Source organism: Microbacterium radiodurans, from assembly GCF_008710705.1.
Classification (GTDB): domain Bacteria; phylum Actinomycetota; class Actinomycetes; order Actinomycetales; family Microbacteriaceae; genus Microbacterium; species Microbacterium radiodurans.
This window is the reverse complement of sequence record NZ_VYRZ01000002.1, coordinates 415,246-431,596: the sequence shown is the minus strand read 5'-3', so window position 1 is coordinate 431,596 and position 16,351 is coordinate 415,246. Positions and strand designations below refer to the sequence as shown.

The 16,351-nt window shown below is 70.3% G+C and carries 16 protein-coding genes; 12 read left to right on the top strand and 4 right to left on the bottom strand.

Annotated features, from left to right (window positions below):
* Window positions 1-591 (top strand): DUF3060 domain-containing protein, encoded by a 591-nt coding sequence (locus F6B42_RS07835; protein WP_150419055.1) that lies wholly within the window; start codon window positions 1-3, stop codon window positions 589-591.
* Between the two features lies 1 nt (window position 592).
* On the opposite strand, the gene F6B42_RS07830 is transcribed toward F6B42_RS07835, so the two are convergent.
* Window positions 593-1,156 carry a murein hydrolase activator EnvC family protein gene (locus F6B42_RS07830; RefSeq protein WP_223878407.1) on the bottom strand — a complete coding sequence of 188 codons (564 nt, stop codon included), beginning with the start codon at window positions 1,154-1,156 and terminating at the stop codon, window positions 593-595.
* 284 nt (window positions 1,157-1,440) lie between these two features.
* Between F6B42_RS07830 and rpsB the strand changes: the two genes are divergently transcribed.
* The 9 genes from rpsB to F6B42_RS07785 all read left to right on the top strand — a co-directional run bounded on the left by rpsB (window position 1,441) and on the right by F6B42_RS07785 (window position 8,035).
* On the top strand, window positions 1,441-2,358 hold the full coding sequence (gene rpsB, locus F6B42_RS07825) for a 30S ribosomal protein S2 (RefSeq protein ID WP_150419054.1): 918 nt from the start codon (window positions 1,441-1,443) through the stop codon (window positions 2,356-2,358).
* A 104-nt stretch (window positions 2,359-2,462) separates the two neighbouring features.
* The gene (gene tsf / locus F6B42_RS07820; protein WP_150419053.1) at window positions 2,463-3,290 is read left to right on the top strand and encodes a translation elongation factor Ts; all 828 of its coding nucleotides are present in this window, start codon (window positions 2,463-2,465) and stop codon (window positions 3,288-3,290) included.
* 88 nt (window positions 3,291-3,378) lie between these two features.
* Window positions 3,379-4,098, top strand: a complete 720-nt coding sequence (gene pyrH, locus F6B42_RS07815) for a UMP kinase (RefSeq protein ID WP_150419052.1) — start codon at window positions 3,379-3,381, stop codon at window positions 4,096-4,098.
* Between the two features lie 56 nt (window positions 4,099-4,154).
* The gene (gene frr, locus F6B42_RS07810) at window positions 4,155-4,709 is read left to right on the top strand and encodes a ribosome recycling factor (RefSeq protein WP_150419051.1); all 555 of its coding nucleotides are present in this window, start codon (window positions 4,155-4,157) and stop codon (window positions 4,707-4,709) included.
* Window positions 4,710-4,714: 5 nt separating this feature from the next.
* On the top strand, window positions 4,715-5,722 hold the full coding sequence (locus tag F6B42_RS07805) for a phosphatidate cytidylyltransferase (protein WP_150419050.1): 1,008 nt from the start codon (window positions 4,715-4,717) through the stop codon (window positions 5,720-5,722).
* On the top strand, window positions 5,719-6,288 hold the full coding sequence (locus tag F6B42_RS07800) for a DivIVA domain-containing protein (RefSeq protein WP_150419049.1): 570 nt from the start codon (window positions 5,719-5,721) through the stop codon (window positions 6,286-6,288). Before F6B42_RS07805 ends, F6B42_RS07800 begins: the two co-directional genes overlap by 4 nt.
* Window positions 6,289-6,345: 57 nt before the next feature.
* On the top strand, window positions 6,346-7,023 hold the full coding sequence (locus tag F6B42_RS07795; protein ID WP_223878406.1) for an aggregation-promoting factor C-terminal-like domain-containing protein: 678 nt from the start codon (window positions 6,346-6,348) through the stop codon (window positions 7,021-7,023).
* Between the two features lie 2 nt (window positions 7,024-7,025).
* Window positions 7,026-7,307, top strand: coding sequence for a hypothetical protein (locus tag F6B42_RS14975; protein WP_150419565.1), 282 nt, complete (start codon window positions 7,026-7,028; stop codon window positions 7,305-7,307).
* Window positions 7,304-8,035 (top strand): alpha/beta hydrolase, encoded by a 732-nt coding sequence (locus tag F6B42_RS07785; RefSeq protein ID WP_191089304.1) that lies wholly within the window; start codon window positions 7,304-7,306, stop codon window positions 8,033-8,035. The genes F6B42_RS14975 and F6B42_RS07785 overlap by 4 nt, the downstream gene beginning before the upstream one ends.
* A 50-nt stretch (window positions 8,036-8,085) precedes the next feature.
* Here F6B42_RS07785 and F6B42_RS07780 read toward each other — a convergent pair whose 3' ends face one another.
* On the bottom strand, window positions 8,086-9,156 hold the full coding sequence (locus F6B42_RS07780) for an AI-2E family transporter (protein ID WP_150419048.1): 1,071 nt from the start codon (window positions 9,154-9,156) through the stop codon (window positions 8,086-8,088).
* A 153-nt stretch (window positions 9,157-9,309) separates the two neighbouring features.
* Here F6B42_RS07780 and F6B42_RS07775 point away from each other — a divergent pair, with 153 nt between their 5' ends.
* Entirely contained in the window at window positions 9,310-11,103 is a 1,794-nt protein-coding gene (locus tag F6B42_RS07775) for a glycosyl transferase (protein ID WP_150419047.1), read from the top strand.
* The gene (locus tag F6B42_RS07770) at window positions 11,104-12,078 is read left to right on the top strand and encodes a tetratricopeptide repeat protein (protein WP_150419046.1); all 975 of its coding nucleotides are present in this window, start codon (window positions 11,104-11,106) and stop codon (window positions 12,076-12,078) included. It begins immediately after the preceding gene.
* Between the two features lie 33 nt (window positions 12,079-12,111).
* Here F6B42_RS07770 and glgB read toward each other — a convergent pair whose 3' ends face one another.
* Window positions 12,112-14,244, bottom strand: coding sequence for a 1,4-alpha-glucan branching protein GlgB (gene glgB, locus F6B42_RS07765; RefSeq protein ID WP_150419045.1), 2,133 nt, complete (start codon window positions 14,242-14,244; stop codon window positions 12,112-12,114).
* The gene (locus F6B42_RS07760; protein ID WP_150419044.1) at window positions 14,241-16,325 is read right to left on the bottom strand and encodes a maltotransferase domain-containing protein; all 2,085 of its coding nucleotides are present in this window, start codon (window positions 16,323-16,325) and stop codon (window positions 14,241-14,243) included. Before F6B42_RS07760 ends, glgB begins: the two co-directional genes overlap by 4 nt.
* Between the last annotated feature and the right edge of the window lie 26 nt (window positions 16,326-16,351).

Genomic DNA, 16,351 nt, shown 5'->3' with positions numbered 1-16,351 from the left:
ATGAGAACTCGTCTCCTCGCCCTCGTCGCCCCGGCCGTGGCGCTGGCGGTCCTGGCCGCGGGCTGCGCGCCGGCGGCTCCACCGGCGCCCGAGCGCATCGTCCGACCCGATGCGCCCGCGAGCAAGCCCGCCGCGCCCGCATCGGTTCAGCCGTCCGCTCCGCCCGCGACCTCCGTGCCCGCGACCACACCCCCTGCCGCCGGCGGACTCGCGTGCGTGGACGGCGTGGTGGCCGTTCGCGGCGCGTCGATGGACCTCGAATTCTCGGGCGAATGCGCCCGGGCCGAGATCGAGGGAGAGGATCTCGACATCGACCTCGACGACGCGCGCATCGACACCGTCGTCGTGCGCGGCGATCGGATCGAGGTCGACCTCGCGACCGTCGGGAGCCTCGAGGTCACCGGCCAGTCCGCCGACGTCGAAGCCGACGCGATCGGGTCGCTGCGGGTCTCGGGCGATCGCAACAGCGTCTCGAGCGAGGGCGAGATCGGCGCGGTCGATGTGCGCGGCAACGACAACCGCGTGCGCGCCGCGTCGTTCGGCCCCGTCCAGCAGGCGGGCGACCGCAACGACGTCGCGCCCGGCACCTGACTCAGCAGCAGGGCAGGAGGACGGCGCGCGGGATCGCGCCGAGGAGCACGAGCGGATTGACGTAGTCGCCGTCCTGCCGCACGCCCCAGTGGAGGCCACCCGGGGGAGTGTGGCCTCCGACCGAGACCCGCCCGATGACCGCGCCCCCGGCGATCCGGTCCCCGGCGACGACCGTCGCCGTCACAGGCTCGAGGGTGGAGACGGCACCGTCGCCGTGGTCGATCGTGACGACACCGCGCCCCGCGACGGGACCGGCGAAGACGACCGTGCCCGCAGCCGGAGCGCTGACCAGGACCGAGTCGCCGGCCTCGAGATCGACGCCTCGATGCCCGGGGGCGTACTCGTGCGCGGGAGCCTCGAAGCCGCGCTGGATCGCAGCATCCGGGATCGGGAGGCGCCACCCCGGACGCCCGCTCTCGGCCGGCGAGACGGCGGCGAGCGACGCCGGCGACGCGACGGCCGCCGGGGCGGAGCCTCCGGCGAGGCCCAGGAGGCTCAGCAGGCCCATCAGGAGGAGGGCGGAGTGCCGCCGTGTCAGGCGGATGCGGGTGCGGGGGCGAGTCACCCGGCCATCTTGTCGCCGTACGCCGATCACCACTCGGGGACGGGCCCCGACGGGGGACGGATGCCGCGCGCCCACCGCCCGGGAGGAGCCGGGCCGACTGCTACACTGGTCCCGCACCTCGCTCGTCGAGGTGACTACGCGCGCCCACAGCATCGCGAGCACATCCGATGCGGCGCTTCACCCACAGGTCCCGGTGTTCTCCACCGGGCGGGTGTGCGCCGGGCGCCAGGAGCCTCGTGTCGTCGACACGAGGCTGACAACCGGAACAGAACAGGAGAACGGCCATGGCCGTCGTCACCATTCGCCAGCTGCTCGACAGCGGCGTCCACTTCGGGCACCAGACCCGCCGCTGGAACCCGAAAGTCAAGCGCTTCATCCTCACCGAGCGCTCGGGCATCCACATCATCGACCTGCAGCAGTCGCTGTCGTACATCGACCGCGCCTACGAGTACGTCAAGGAGACGGTCGCCCACGGCGGCACGATCCTCTTCGTCGGCACCAAGAAGCAGGCGCAGGAAGTCATCGCCGAGCAGGCGACGCGCGTCGGCCAGCCCTACGTGAACCAGCGCTGGCTGGGCGGTCTGCTCACCAACTTCACCACGGTGAGCAAGCGCCTCGCGCGCATGAAGGAGCTCGAGGAGCTCGACTTCGAGAACCCCGCGGCGAGCGGCTTCACCAAGAAGGAGCTCCTGCTCAAGAAGCGCGAGCTCGACAAGCTGCACAAGTCGCTCGGTGGTATCCGCAACCTGCAGAAGACCCCGTCGGCCATCTGGGTCGTCGACGCCAAGCGCGAGCACCTCGCCATCGACGAGGCCAAGAAGCTCGGCATCCCTGTCATCGGCATCCTCGACACCAACGCCGACCCGGACGAGTTCCACTACCCGATCCCCGGCAACGACGACGCGATCCGTTCGGTGAGCCTGCTCACCCGCATCGTCGCCGACGCCGCGGCCGAGGGCCTCATCCAGCGTCACCAGCCGGCCGGCGAGGCCGAGCAGGCCGAGCCGCTGGCCGAGTGGGAGCGCGAGCTGCTCGAGAGCGCGCCCGCCGACGAGACCCCGGCGTCGACCGAGGACGCGTCGTCCGCGACCGAGGAGGCCCCGGCCGCCGAGTCCGCCGAGGCTCCCGCCGAGTCCGCCGAGGCTCCCGCCGAGTCCGCCGAGGCTCCTGCCGAGCCCGAGGCCCCGGCCACCGAGAAGTAATCAGCGCGTCCCCAGGACCCGCTACGATCGGCGCGGCCGAGGCTGTGCCCGGCCGCGCCGATCGGCATCCACGAGATCTCCACACACAGAAGGAGCCGCCACTCATGGCAAACTTCACCATCGCCGACATCAAGGCTCTGCGCGAGCAGCTCGGCACCGGAATGGTCGACACGAAGAAGGCGCTCGAGGAGGCCGACGGCGACGTCGAGAAGGCCGTCGAGATCCTGCGTCTGAAGGGCGCGAAGGGCAACGCCAAGCGCGCTGACCGCTCGACCAGCGAGGGCCTCGTCGTGGCCCGCGAGCAGGACGGCGAGGTCACCCTCGTCGAGCTCGCCTGCGAGACCGACTTCGTCGCCAAGAACGACCGGTTCATCGCGCTGGCCGACAAGGTCGCCGACGCTGCCGCCGCTGCCGGCGCCGACTCGGTCGAGGCTGCTCTCGCCGCCGATGCATCCGGTCAGACGATCGCTCAGCTCATCGACGACGAGGCCGCCATCATCGGCGAGAAGGTCGAGCTCCGCCGCGTCCGCACCCTCACGGGTGACGCCTTCGAGATCTACCTGCACAAGACGAGCAAGGACCTGCCGCCGCAGATCGGCGTCGTGGTCGCGTACACGGGCTCGGATGCCGAGACCGCCCGCTCGATCGCGCAGCACATCTCGTTCGCGAACCCGAGCTACCTCACCCGCGACGACGTGCCCGAGGCCGACGTCGAGAAGGAGCGCGAGATCGTCACCGAGATCTCGCGCAACGAGGGCAAGCCCGAGGCAGCCCTTCCGAAGATCGTCGAGGGGCGCGTCAACGCGTTCTTCAAGCAGGTCTCCCTGCTCGACCAGGACTACGCGAAGGACAACAAGCTGTCCGTCGCCCAGGTCGCGAAGGACGCCGGCATCACCCTCACCGATTTCGCCCGCTTCAAGGTCGGCGCGTAATCATCGGACAGGCCCGCATCTTCGGATGCGGGCCTTTTCCGTGCCCGCCTCGGGCGAATACTCTGCACACAGCGACGAAAGGGACATCATGAACGATGAGAGAACCGGACGCCGCCGCGTCCTGCTGAAGCTGTCGGGCGAGGCGTTCGGCGCCGGTCAGCTGGGCGTGAACCCCGACGTCGTCGGACAGATCGCGCGTGACATCGCCGCAGCCGTCGATCGCGTCGAGATCGCCGTCGTCGTGGGCGGCGGCAACTTCTTCCGCGGCGCCGAGCTCAGCCAGCGCGGCATGGACCGCGGCCGGGCCGACTACATGGGCATGCTCGGGACCGTCATGAACGCGCTCGCCCTCCAGGACTTCCTGGAGCAGGCCGGAGCGGCCACACGCGTGCAGTCGGCCATCTCGATGACCCAGGTCGCCGAGCCCTACATCCCGCGCCGTGCCGAGCGTCACATGGAGAAGGGGCGCGTCGTCATCTTCGGTGCGGGCGCGGGCCTGCCGTACTTCTCCACCGACACGGTCGCGGCGCAGCGCGCACTGGAGATCAAGGCAGACGAGGTGCTCGTCGCCAAGAACGGTGTGGATGCCGTCTACACGGCCGATCCGAAGACGGATCCGACCGCGGAGCGCATCGACCGGATCACGTACGCCGAGGCGCTCCAGCGCGGCCTGAAGGTCGTCGACTCGACCGCCTTCAGCCTGTGCATGGACAACCGCATCGACATGCGCGTGTTCGGCATGGAGCCGGCGGGCAACGTCACCCGTGCGCTCCTGGGTGAAACCATCGGCACGCTGGTCACCGTCTGAGGCCCGGTGCCTCGCAGACTAGACTTGACCGGACGTACCGACGAATGGAGTGACCGGTGATCCCCGAGATCCTCGCTGACACGAAAACCCGCATGGAGCGAGCCGTCGAGGCCGCGAAGGAGGACTTCGCGACGGTCCGGACGGGCCGTGCGAACACGGCGCTGTTCCAGAAGATCCTCGTCGACTACTACGGCTCGCCGACGCCTCTCGCGCAGCTCGCATCGCTGAACAACCCCGAGGCGCGCACGATCATCGTCACCCCCTACGACAAGACGGCGCTGAAGGCGATCGAGCAGGCGATCCGCGACACGCCGAATCTGGGCGTGAACCCCACGAACGACGGCAACATCGTCCGCGTGACGATGCCCGAGCTGACCGAGGAGCGACGCAAAGAGTACGTGAAGCTCGTGCGCTCGAAGGGGGAGGACCACAAGGTCCACCTGCGCGGCATCCGTCGCAAGTCGAAGGACGAGATCGACGGTCTCAAGAGCGAGGTCGGCGAGGACGAGCTGGTCCGCGGTGAGAAGGAACTCGACGCGCTGACGCGCGCACACGTCGATCTGATCGACGAGGCGCTCAAGCGCAAAGAGGCCGAGCTCCTCGAGGTCTGACGCGGATGAGCGCACCCGGTGACGACGCGACTCCCGGTGCCCGGGAGCGTTCGCGCGCCCGCGGCCCGGGGGATGCGTCGTTCCACGATCAGGTGCGTGCGCGACGGTCCGAGTTCGAACAGCAGATCGTCAAGGCGCGGGCCGACTTCGAGCAGGCGAACGAGCGCATCAACGCGCGGACCGGGCGCAATCTGATCCTGGCCACCCTCATCGGCGTCGGTATCGGCGTGGTCGTGATCGGCTCCCTCGTGTTCGCGAAGTGGCTCTTCATGATCTTCGCCGTCGGCGTGGTGCTGCTGGGCGTGTTCGAACTGACACGCGCCTTCCAGGCCGCCGGGCGGCGGGTCGATGTCGTCCCGCAGCTGGTCGCGGGTGCGGCGATGCTCGCCGGGGCGTTCTTCCTCGACGCCGGGGGCCACTGGGTCATCGTGTTCGCCGCCGTCGTCGTGGTCATCGTCTGGCGGCTCCTGGCGCAGATGGCCGCCGGCGACGGCCGCCGCTACGGCGACGTGCTCAGCGACGTCCTGACGAGCGGTCTCGTCCAGCTCTACGTGCCGTTCTTCGGAAGCCTCGCACTGATCCTCCTCCGCGAGCCCCAGGGAGAGTTCTGGGTCCTCGCCATGATCGCCGTCGTCGTCGGCGCGGACACCGGGGCGTACGCCGCTGGGCTGGCCTTCGGGAAGCATCCGATGGCGCCGCGGATCAGTCCGAAGAAAACCTGGGAGGGTTTCGCCGGCGCCGCCGTCCTCGCCACCCTCGTGGCGGTCGGATTCGCTCTCTTCCTGCTGCACCTGCCGGTCTGGGCGGGGGTCATCATCGGTCTCGCGATACTGGGCTCGGCCACGATCGGCGATCTCGGCGAATCCATGATCAAGCGGGACCTCGGGATCAAGGACATGAGTTCCTGGCTTCCCGGCCACGGCGGTGTGCTCGACCGCCTCGACTCGATCCTGCCCTCGACGGTCGTCGCCCTCATCCTCTTCCATGTTCTGTCCCCTCTGGTGGTGTCATGACCTCGACCGAGACGACCGTTCCCGAGTCGCCTTTTCCGGCCGTGTCGGGACGCGCCAAGGGGTATGACCGCGAGGTCGTCGATGCATTCCTGCAGCGGGCGCGCGATGCGTTCGAGGATGCCGAGGGGGCCGATCTCGACTCACTCGCCGTCCGTCAGGCGGCGTTCCCGCTCGTGCGCGGCGGCTACGCGGTGGGCGCCGTCGATGCCGCAGTCGGGCGCATCGAAGATGCGTTCGCCGCCCGCGAGCGCGAGCGCGCGCTGTCTCGGGCCGGAGCGCGCGCCTGGGTCGGACGGTCGCGGAACCTGGCGCAGGAGGTGCTCGATCGCCTGTCGCGCGAGCCCCGGCACCGCTTCGACCGCGTCGGTCTGCTCTCCTACGGCTATCGCGTCGATGAGGTGGACATCGTGGCCGATCGCATCGCCCGCTATCTCGAGTCGGGGGAGTCGCTGTCGGTCGATCAAGTGCGGTCGGTCGCGTTCCGGATGCAGCGCGGAGGCTACAGCGAGGCGCAGGTCGACGCCGTCCTCGACGCGGTCGTCTCGGTGATCCTCGCGATCGGATGACCCGGCCATGACCACCGGATGGTCTCGCGACGCACGTCTCGCTAAACTCGGACCACTGTGACTTCCGGCACCGAGCTGACCCCCCACGCCCCCCGGACTCCTGCGCGGCGCGCGGGCGCTCCGCGGCCGCGATGGTCGCGGCGTCGCGGCGTCCTGTCGCTGTTCGGGGGCGCGGCGGCCTTCGGTATGGCCGTCGCCGCGCTCGCACCGCTCGGCTCCGCCCTCGCCGTCGCCCAGGAGCGGCCCGTCGAGGTGGTGTCGCTGTGGGCGGACGCGCGCAGCGACGCGCAGGCGCTGTCGACGGAGACGGGCCAGGCGGCGGTGACCCTCGATCGCAGCGGGTTCGAGGTGTACGTCGCGCCGAAGCCGACCCCCACCCCGACCCCGACCCCGACGTCCGACCCCTCGGGCGAGGAGGCCGGATCGGCGCGCGCGGAACCCGTTCGATACTCCGGGGGCGGTTCGTCCAGCGACTGGCTCGCGGCAGCCGGCATCCCCGAGGGCGACTGGGGCTACGTCGACTACATCGTCTCGCGCGAGAGCGGATGGAACCCCAACGCCACCAACGCGTCGTCCGGTGCCTGCGGGCTCGTGCAGGCCTATCCGTGCAGCAAGGTGCCCGGGAGTGGGTACGACCCCGTCGACAACCTCTCGTGGGCGAACGGATACGCCGTCGGACGCTACGGCAGCTGGGCGGACGCGCACGCGTTCTGGACCGCCAACCACTGGTGGTGACGGTGCCGCGCTCGAACCGCCGTCGTCGCGAACCGGACGACGACTCCCTCGACCGACTCCTCAGCGGGTGGAAGCGCACGGAGTTCCGGCGCGGTACGGAGTGGACGGTGCAGCCGATCTCGGCCTCGCAGGCGCAGAAGGACTACACCTGCCCCGGGTGCGGCCGGCGGATACCGCCGGCGACGGCTCACGTCGTCGTGTGGCGCGCTGACGGGGTTCTGGGCGATGCCGCCGACCTGGCGGCTCGTCGTCATTGGCATTCGGCCTGTTGGAGGATCGCATGAGCATCGAGATCCGCGGACCCGTCCTGCTCCCCGCGCGACGCGAGGACATCGAACTCGAGACCCTCGACGGGCTGACGCTCGTGGGGGAGCTCGCGGTTCCGGAATCGCCGCGGGAGCCGGTCGCCACCCTCGTGACCCTGCATCCGCTGCCCACGGCCGGCGGGTTCATGGACTCGCACATCCTGCGCAAGGCCGCGGGACGGCTGCCGGCTCTCGCGGATCTGGCGGTGCTCCGCTTCAACACGCGCGGGACCACCTCGCCGCGCGGCACCAGCGAGGGAGCCTTCGACGGGGGAGCGTCCGAGGCTTTCGACGTCGCCGCCGCCATGGATCTCGTCCGTCAGCGCGGCCTGCCGCGCCCCTGGCTGGTCGGGTGGTCGTTCGGCACCGAACTCGCTCTCAAGTACGGGCGAGACCACGACGTCGAAGGCATCATCCTGCTCTCCCCGCCGCTGCATCGTGCGACGGCGGCGGAGGTCGCGGCCTGGGACGGCGACACGCGCGCCGTCGTCGTCGTGGTGCCCGAGTTCGACGACTACCTCCGTCCGGCGGAGGCACGCGAGCGCTTCGCGGCGATCTCGCATGCCACGGTCATCGACGTCGCCGGCGGGAAGCACCTGTGGGTCGGCGAGACCCAGACACGCCGCGTGCTCACCGAGATCGTCGCTGCGGTCAATCCCGACGCGCTGCCCCTGCCGGAGGAGTGGGACGGCCCGATCGCGGACTGACCGGCGACGCGTTGCGCCGACGCGTTGCGCCGACGCGTTGCGCCGACGTGTCAGCGCTCGTTCTGCCGCGGGATGACGACCTGACGGTAGATGATGAGGATGCTGGCGGCCACCGGGATGGCGACGAGCGCACCCAGCAGCTGCCCGAGCGCGGCTCCGGCAAGGGCGGCGATCACCACGACGGCTCCGGGGATCTTCACTGCGCGGTTCATGATGCGCGGCGAGATGAGGTACGCCTCCACCTGCATGTAGACGATGTACCAGATGGCCGCCCACAGCGCCGTCTGCGGGTCGGACAGGCCCGGGATCAGGCAGGTGAGGACGATGATCGCCGACCCCGTGAGGGTGCCCACCAGCGGGATGAGCGAGAAGAAGAAGGCGATCACGGCGAGGACCGCGGGGAACGGTGCCCCGATGACGCTCAGGAAGATCGCGCTCAGCACGCCGTTGATGAGGCCGAGCGACACCTGCCCCATGACGTAGAAGCCGACGGATGCCGTGATCTGCTCCGACAGGTCGACGAACCGGGGCCGGCGCGACGCGGGCACGAGCTGGTAGACCGCCGCCTTGAGGCTGGGAGTCGAGGCCGTGAAGTAGATCGTGAGGATGAGCACGATGACGGCGCCGGTGAAACCGCTGATGATGCCGCCGCCGATGAGGATCAGCGACTCGCCGATGGTGCTCCCGATCGCGCCCAGGTCGAGCGAGGCGTACCAGTCGGAGAGGTAGGAGAAGAGCTCGTCGACGTTGAGCTGGGGGAAGTTCTGCGTCAGCCAGTCCCGGATCGTCGTGACCGGGTCCCACGTGCCCGACGTGACGAGGTTCTGGATCACGCTCACGAGCTGCGATATCTGCGACACGATGATCGGGACGACCATGAGGATGATGCCGGCGAAGACCGCCAGCAGCGCGGCGAAGGTCACCAGCAGAGCGGCCCAACGCGGCAGCTTGCGGCGCTCGAGCCACGACACGATCGGGTCGAGGCCCAGCGCGAGGAAGAGGGCGGTGCCGACGTAGAGCAGGATCGTCGAGAGCGTCTGGATGCCGCCGATGATGAGGATGCCGACGCCGACGCCGAGGGTGGCGATGAGGGCCGTGCGGAACGGGTTCTGCAGCTTCACGGAGGTCTCCGGTCTCGAGTGGATCTCACAATACGAGAACACCGGGCTCCGACCGTGCAGGCGCCCCTCTCACGACGCTTTCAGGTCGTTTTCGCTAGTCTGAAATGTCGATTCAGCGTTCGGGTACCCGTCCGGGACGTGGAGAGGTGATTCGTGCGTTTCGTTTGGGCCGTGGTCGCATTCGTGCTGGCCACCCTGATGATCGGTGCCGGGATCGCCCAGCGCACCGTCCTCCGCGGACCCGAGACGGTGAGCGAGACGGTCGCGGTCTCCGGCGACGCGCCGTTCACATTGCTCGACGGCTCCGTCCTCACGTCCCGCTCCGGGACCCAGACCCTGCGCATCGAGGGCGACGGCACGATCTTCGCCGCCTACGGCCGCACCTCCGACGTCGAGGCCTGGCTCGCCCGCGCCGATCACGCGACCATCGAGCCGGCCGGTGACGGCGAGGTCGCCGTCACCGACGTCGCCGCCACGGCTGCAGTCTCCGACGAAGGTGCGGAGGCGGCTGCGCCGGTGTCGCCGGTGGGGTCGGACCTCTGGCTCGAGGAGTTCCAGCGCGAGGACGCGCTGATGACGTCGCTGCAGCTGCCGGCCGACATGAGCGTCCTGATCGCGTCCGACGGCACCGCCGCCGCGCCCTCCGACATCCGCATCACCTGGCCGGTCGAATCGAACACCCCGTGGGCGGGGCCGCTCATCGTCGGCGGCGGCATCATGCTCGCCGTCGGCATCGTGCTGTACGCACTCGGCTGGCGCCACCTCCGCCGGTCCCGCGGGCCGAGGCGGAAGGGCGTGCCGCTGACGGCGACGCAGCCCATCGACCTGGCCATCGACGACGAGAGCGCCGAGCGGGGCGTCATCGCCGCCACGCCACCACGCCGCCGCCTCACCCGAGGCCGCGGGTCGTTCATCGCCCTGCCGGTCGTCGTGGTCTCGGCCCTCGCCCTGTCGGGTTGCTCCGCCGATGCGTGGCCGCAGCTGTCCGCCTCCGAGACGCCGACGCCGACCGCGACGGTCGTCGCGGAGCCCGACCAGCAGACCCCCGCGGTCACGCAGGCGCAGGCGGAGCGCATCCTCACGCGCATCGCCGAGGACGTCTCCCAGGCCGATGCGGGCGCAGACGCCGCCCTCGCCGGCACCCGGCTCACCGGCCCCGCCCTCGCGGAGCGCGAGACGAACTACACGCTGCGCGCCACCATCACCGACCGTGCGCCGCTGCCCCCGATCCCGGCGGAGCCGCTGCAGATCCTCCTGCCGGAGACGTTCGACCAGTGGCCGCGGACGTTCCTGGCGGTCGTCGAGGGCTCCGGTGACTCGGCGGACACGATCATGACGGTGAGCCAGCAGGATCCGTGGTCCAACTACAAGCTCGGCTACATCTCCGAGCTCGCGACCGACACCTTCCCCGAACTCGCTCCCGCGTACCTCGGTGCACCCCAGGTCGCCCCCGATTCGCCGTTCCTGCTGCTCCCGCCGCAGGAGCTCGCCGCGGCGTACGCCGATCTGCTCACCAACGGCGACGCCAGCCCGTTCGCCTCGCTCTTCGAAGCCGACGGCGATGCCTTCCGCGCGGGTGTCGCGAGCAACCGGGAGCAGATCGTCGCTGACTTCAATCAGACCGGCGCCGAGACCGGGACGGTCTCGTTCACGACGCAAGCCGGCACGCAAGCGCCCATCGCGCTGCAGACGCTCGAGAGCGGCGCGATCGTCGCGGTCACGATCACCGAGGACCACACCTTCACCCCGAGCAATCCGGATGCCGTCATCAACGTGCCCGACACGAACCCGGTCGCCAGCGCGCTCACCGGTGTGTCGCAGTCGTCGACGGGCTTCACGACGACGTATGCCGACCAGTTGTTCTTCTTCGTCCCGGCCGCCGGATCGAACGAACCGATCCAGTTCCTCGGCTACCGATCGAATGTCCTCTCAGCGAAAGTGGTCTAAGTGAGCGATCCCACCTCGAGCGCCGTCCTCCGCGGCGCCGTCGACCTCTCATCCCTGCGCAATCGGCCCGCGACGCCGGCCGCCGGCGCTCCCGGCTCGTCGCCGACGGCGCCCGGGGCGCCGACCGGCGACGCGGCGCCCGGAGCGCCCGCGCTGCCGCTCGTGTTCGACGCGACGGACCAGAGCTTCGGCGAGGTGCTCGAGCTCTCGCGCACCGTCCCGGTCGTCGTCGACCTGTGGGCGGAGTGGTGCGGGCCCTGCAAGCAGCTCAGCCCGGTGCTCGAGAAGGTCGTCGCCGAGCTCGCGGGCCGTGTGGTCCTGGCCAAGGTGGACGTGGACGCCAACCCGCAGCTCGCGCAGGGTTTCCGCGCGCAGTCGATTCCGATGGTCGTCGCCCTCGTGGCGGGCCAGCCGGTGCCGTTGTTCACCGGCGCGGTGCCCGAGCAGCAGGTGCGCGACGTGCTCGCGCAGCTGCTGCAGCTCGCCGCCCAGCACGGCGTCACGGGCGTCGTCCCGGTGGTGCCCGCCGAGGCCGAGCCCGACGCCGAGAGCGAGCCGCCGCTGCCGCCGCTGCACGCCGAGGCCTTCGCGGCGATCGAGGCGGGCGACTACGACCGCGCGGTCTCCGCCTACGAGCGGGCTCTGGCGGAGAACCCGCGTGATGCCGACGCGGCGGCCGGTCTCGGTCAGGTGAAGCTGCTCGCGCGCGTCCAGAACGTCGATCTGCAGGCCGCTCGCGCGGCGGCGGCAGCGGCCCCCGCCGACATCGCGGCGCAGTTCGTCGTCGCCGACCTCGATGTCGCCGGCGGGCACGTCGACGACGCCTTCGGACGCCTGCTCGACCTCTTCGCCGCCGCGGACGAGTCGGACCGCGCCGAGGTGCGAACGCGTCTGCTCGAGCTGTTCGATCTCGTCGGCGACTCCGACGTCCGCGTGATCGCCGCGCGACGACGGTTCACGTCGCTCCTCTTCTGAGACGGTCGGGGGCGCGCGCGCCCCCGACCGCGGTCAGCTCTCGTGCCGCAGCCAGAGCACGCCGAGCGGCGGGAGCGTCACCCGCGCGCGGCCGCCTGAGGCGCTGACGGAGCCGAAGTTCCCGACCCCGGAGCCGCCGTACGCCTCCGCGTCGCTGTTGAGGATCTCGCGCCAGTCGCCGTCCGCCGGCAGGTCGAACTCGACGTCGTGCAGCGGTTCGCCGGAGAAGTTGCAGAACACCGCCACGGTGCCGCCCTCGGCATCCCTGCGCGCGAAGGCGAGGACGCTCGGGTTCCAGTGCGGTGCGCCCAGGCGCGAGAACGCGGCACCGTCGGAGTCTCGTGACCACAGCGCCGGCTCGGCCCGGTAGGCGCGGTTGAGGTCGGCGACGAAGCCGTGCAGCTGCCGGTGCGGCGGCTGGTCGAGCAGCCACCAGTCGAGCTCTCGGGACTCCGACCACTCCGACATCTGGCCGAACTCCTGCCCCATGAACAGCAGCTGCTTGCCGGGGTGTCCCCACATGTAGGCGAGGTAGGCGCGCGCGTTCGCGAGCTTCTGCCAGTGATCGCCCGGCATCCGGGTGAACAGGCTGCCCTTGCCGTGCACGACCTCGTCGTGGCTGATGGGGAGCACGAAGTTCTCGCTGAACGCGTAGACGAACGAGAACGACAGCTCACCCTCGTGCCACCCGCGATACATCGGGTCGCGCTTGATGTACTGGAGCGAGTCGTTCATCCAGCCCATGTTCCACTTCAGCCCGAAGCCCAGTCCGCCGTACTCGGTGGGGGCCGTCACACCGGGGAAGCTCGTCGATTCCTCCGCGATCATGGCGATGCCGGGGTAACGCTTGTAGGCGGTGGCGTTGACCTCCTGCAGGAACGAGATCGCCTCGAGGTTCTCCCGACCGCCGTGGACGTTCGGCTCCCACTGGCCTTCCTCGCGGGAGTAGTCGAGATACAGCATCGACGCGACGGCATCGACCCGCAGGCCGTCGACGTGGAACTCCTCGAACCAGTACAGGGCGTTGGCGACGAGGAAGTTCTTCACCTCGTTGCGGCCGTAGTCGAAGATCAGCGTGCCCCAGTCGCGGTGCTCGCCGCGTCGGGGGTCCGGATGCTCGTAGAGCGGGCGCCCGTCGAACCGGGCCAGCGCGAAGGCGTCCTTCGGGAAGTGGCCCGGCACCCAGTCCATGATCACCCCGATCCCGGCCTGGTGCAGACGGTCGATGAGGTAGCGCAGGTCGTCCGGGTCGCCGAACCGGCTCGTCGGAGCGTAGTAGCCCGAGACCTGGTAGCCCCAGGACCCGCCGAAGGGGTGCTCCGCCAGGGGGAGGAACTCGATGTGGGTGAAGCCCTGCTCGCCGACGTAGTCGATCAGCTGGTCGGCGGCCTCGCGATAACCGAGACCGGAGCGCCACGAACCGAGGTGCACCTCGTAGACCGACATCGGATCGGATGCCGGCGAGCTCGCAGCGCGGTCCTGGAGCCACGCGGCATCCTGCCACTCGTAGGAACTCTCGGCGACGATGGAGGCCGTCGCCGGCGGGACCTCGGCGCGGCGCGCCATCGGATCCGACTTCTCGATCCACGCGCTGTCCGCGGTGAGGATCTCGAACTTGTACACCGCGCCCGCGCCGAGCCCGGGGACGAAGAGCTCCCAGATCCCGGAGTCGCCCATCGACCGCATCGGGTGACCCTGGCCGTCCCAGCCGTTGAAATCGCCGATCAGGCGGACCGCCCGAGCATTCGGCGCCCAGACCGTGAAGGCGACTCCGACGACACCCGCCTGGGTGCGCACGTGCGCGCCGAGGACGCGCCACAGCTCCTCGTGCCGCCCCTCGCGGATGAGGTGGAGATCGAGCTCGCCGATCGTGGGCAGATGACGGTAGGGGTCGTCCGCGACCCAGGCGGGAGCGTCGTCGTAGGTCGCGACCACGCGGTAGGGCTGGGGCTCCGCGTCGAGCGACGCCTCCCAGATGCCCGCCCGGAGGTGGCGGAACTCCGCCTCGGGCTGATCGGCGAAGACGGCGGTCACGGTCCGCGCGAGCGGGCGGCGCACGCGGATGACCCAGCCCTCGCCGGCGGCATGGACGCCCAGCACGTCGTGGGGTGCGTGGTAGGACCCGGTGGCGACCGAGTCGAGCATGTGATCGGTGGGAGCGGTCATCGACGTTCCTTCACGTGGAGGATGTGCACGGGCTCGGCGAAGGCGTCGAGCCGCACGTAGTTGTGGTCGTTCCAGGTCCAGGAGGCACCGGTGAGGAGATCCTCGACCTCGTACTCGTCGCCCGGGGCGACGTCCCAGACCCGGGTGTCGAGATGGACCGTCGTCTCGCGAGCGGAGTGCGGATCGACGTTGACGACGACGATGATCGTGTCGCTCGCGCCCGTGGGCGACAGCGCCGCCGGCAGGTGCTTCGAGTAGACGAGGATCGCGTCGTCGTCGGACCAGTGGAACGAGATGTTGCGCAGCTGCCGCAGGGCGGGGTGAGCGCGGCGGATCTCGTTCAGACGCGCGATGTACGGTGCGAGCGACTCGCCGCGTTCCTCAGCGCCCGCCCAGTCGCGCACCTTGTACTCGAACTTCTCGTTGTCGATGTTCTCCTCGGCACCGGGCCGGGCGACGTTCTCGACGAGCTCGTAGCCCGCGTAGACGCCGTAGGAGGCTCCGGCGGTCGCCGCGATGGCCGCGCGGATGCGGTAGGCGGGGCGTCCGCCGTATTGCAGGTACTCGGTGAGGATGTCGGGCGTGTTCACGAAGAGGTTCGGCCGCATGAAGTCGGCCGTGTCGCGCGAGACCCAGCCGAGGAACTCCTCGAGCTCCTCCTTGGTGTTGCGCCACGTGAAGTAGGAGTAGCTCTGCTGGAACCCCGCCATGGCGAGCGCCTGCATCGGCGCGGGGCGTGTGAAGGCCTCCGCGAGGAAGACCACGCCCGGGGTCTCCTCGGCGATCGTCGCGATCAGCCATTCCCAGAACTGCAGCGGCTTGGTGTGCGGGTTGTCGACGCGGAAGATGCGCACGCCCTGCGCGATCCAGTGGCGGACGACGCGCAGCACCTCCGCGCGGATGCCCGCGGGGTCGTTGTCGAAGTTGATCGGGTAGATGTCCTGGTACTTCTTCGGCGGGTTCTCGGCGTAGGCGATCGAGCCGTCGGGAAGCGTCGTGAACCACTCGGGGTGCTCGCGCACCCAGGGGTGGTCGGGCGATGCCTGCAGCGCGAGATCGAGCGCCACCTCGAGCCCGGCGTCGGATGCGGCGGCGACGAAGGCGCGGAAGTCCTCGAGCGTGCCGAGGTCGGGGTGGACGGTGTCGTGTCCGCCCTCGGCCGCGCCGATCGCCCAGGGCGAGCCGGGGTCGTTCTCGCCGGCGGTCAGCGTGTTGTTCGGCCCCTTGCGGTGCGTCCGTCCGATCGGGTGGATGGGAGGCAGATAGAGGACCTCGAAGCCCATGGCCGCGACGCCGGCGAGTCGCGCGGTCGCCGAGCGGAAGGTGCCGCTTCTGATCGAGCCGTCGTCGGCGCGCTCGGCGCCCTCGGAGCGGGGGAAGAACTCGTACCAGGCGCCGACGCCTGCGCGCTCGCGCTCGACGAGGAGCTCCTGCTCGTCGCCGAGGGTGATCAGGGAGCGCAGCGGCCGGTCGCCGAACAGCGCCGCGAGCTCGGTCGAGCGCACGATCTCGAGGGCGCCCGGATCGTCGAGGCCGGTGTCACGCAGACGTGCGGCGGCGTTCTCGAGCACGCGACGCTCCGCGGCCGGGCGTCCCTTTTCGGCGGCGGCCCGTTCGAAGACGAGAGCGCCGGACTCGCGCATGAGGGCGACGTCGATCCCGGCGGCGATCTTGATGTCGGCCGCGTGCTGCCAGGTCGCGAAATCGTCGGCGAAGGCTTCGAAGCGGAAACGCCAGACGCCGGTGTCCAGAGGGCTCACGAGCACGCTCCACGTGTCGAAGCCGTCTCCCGCGGCCGTCAGACGGTGCAACGTCTCGGTTCCGTCGGGCGCGAGCAGCCGCAGGTGGACGCCGATCGCGTCGTGTCCCTCGCGGAACGCCGTCACGCGGAAGGGCACGGCTTCGCCGACGAAGGCGGACGGGCGGAAGTCCCCGCCCGGAACGCTCGGACGAGGATGCTGGAGCGCGATGCGCCCCAGCACGGTGTCGGAGGCCGCGGCCGCGGCGCCCGCCGGACGGACCGGGATCGGGCTCGAGCTGCGGACGGGAGCAGGGGCGGCGGTGCGCTTAGGTGAGACCACGTGTCGAACCTACCCCCGGGCATCAA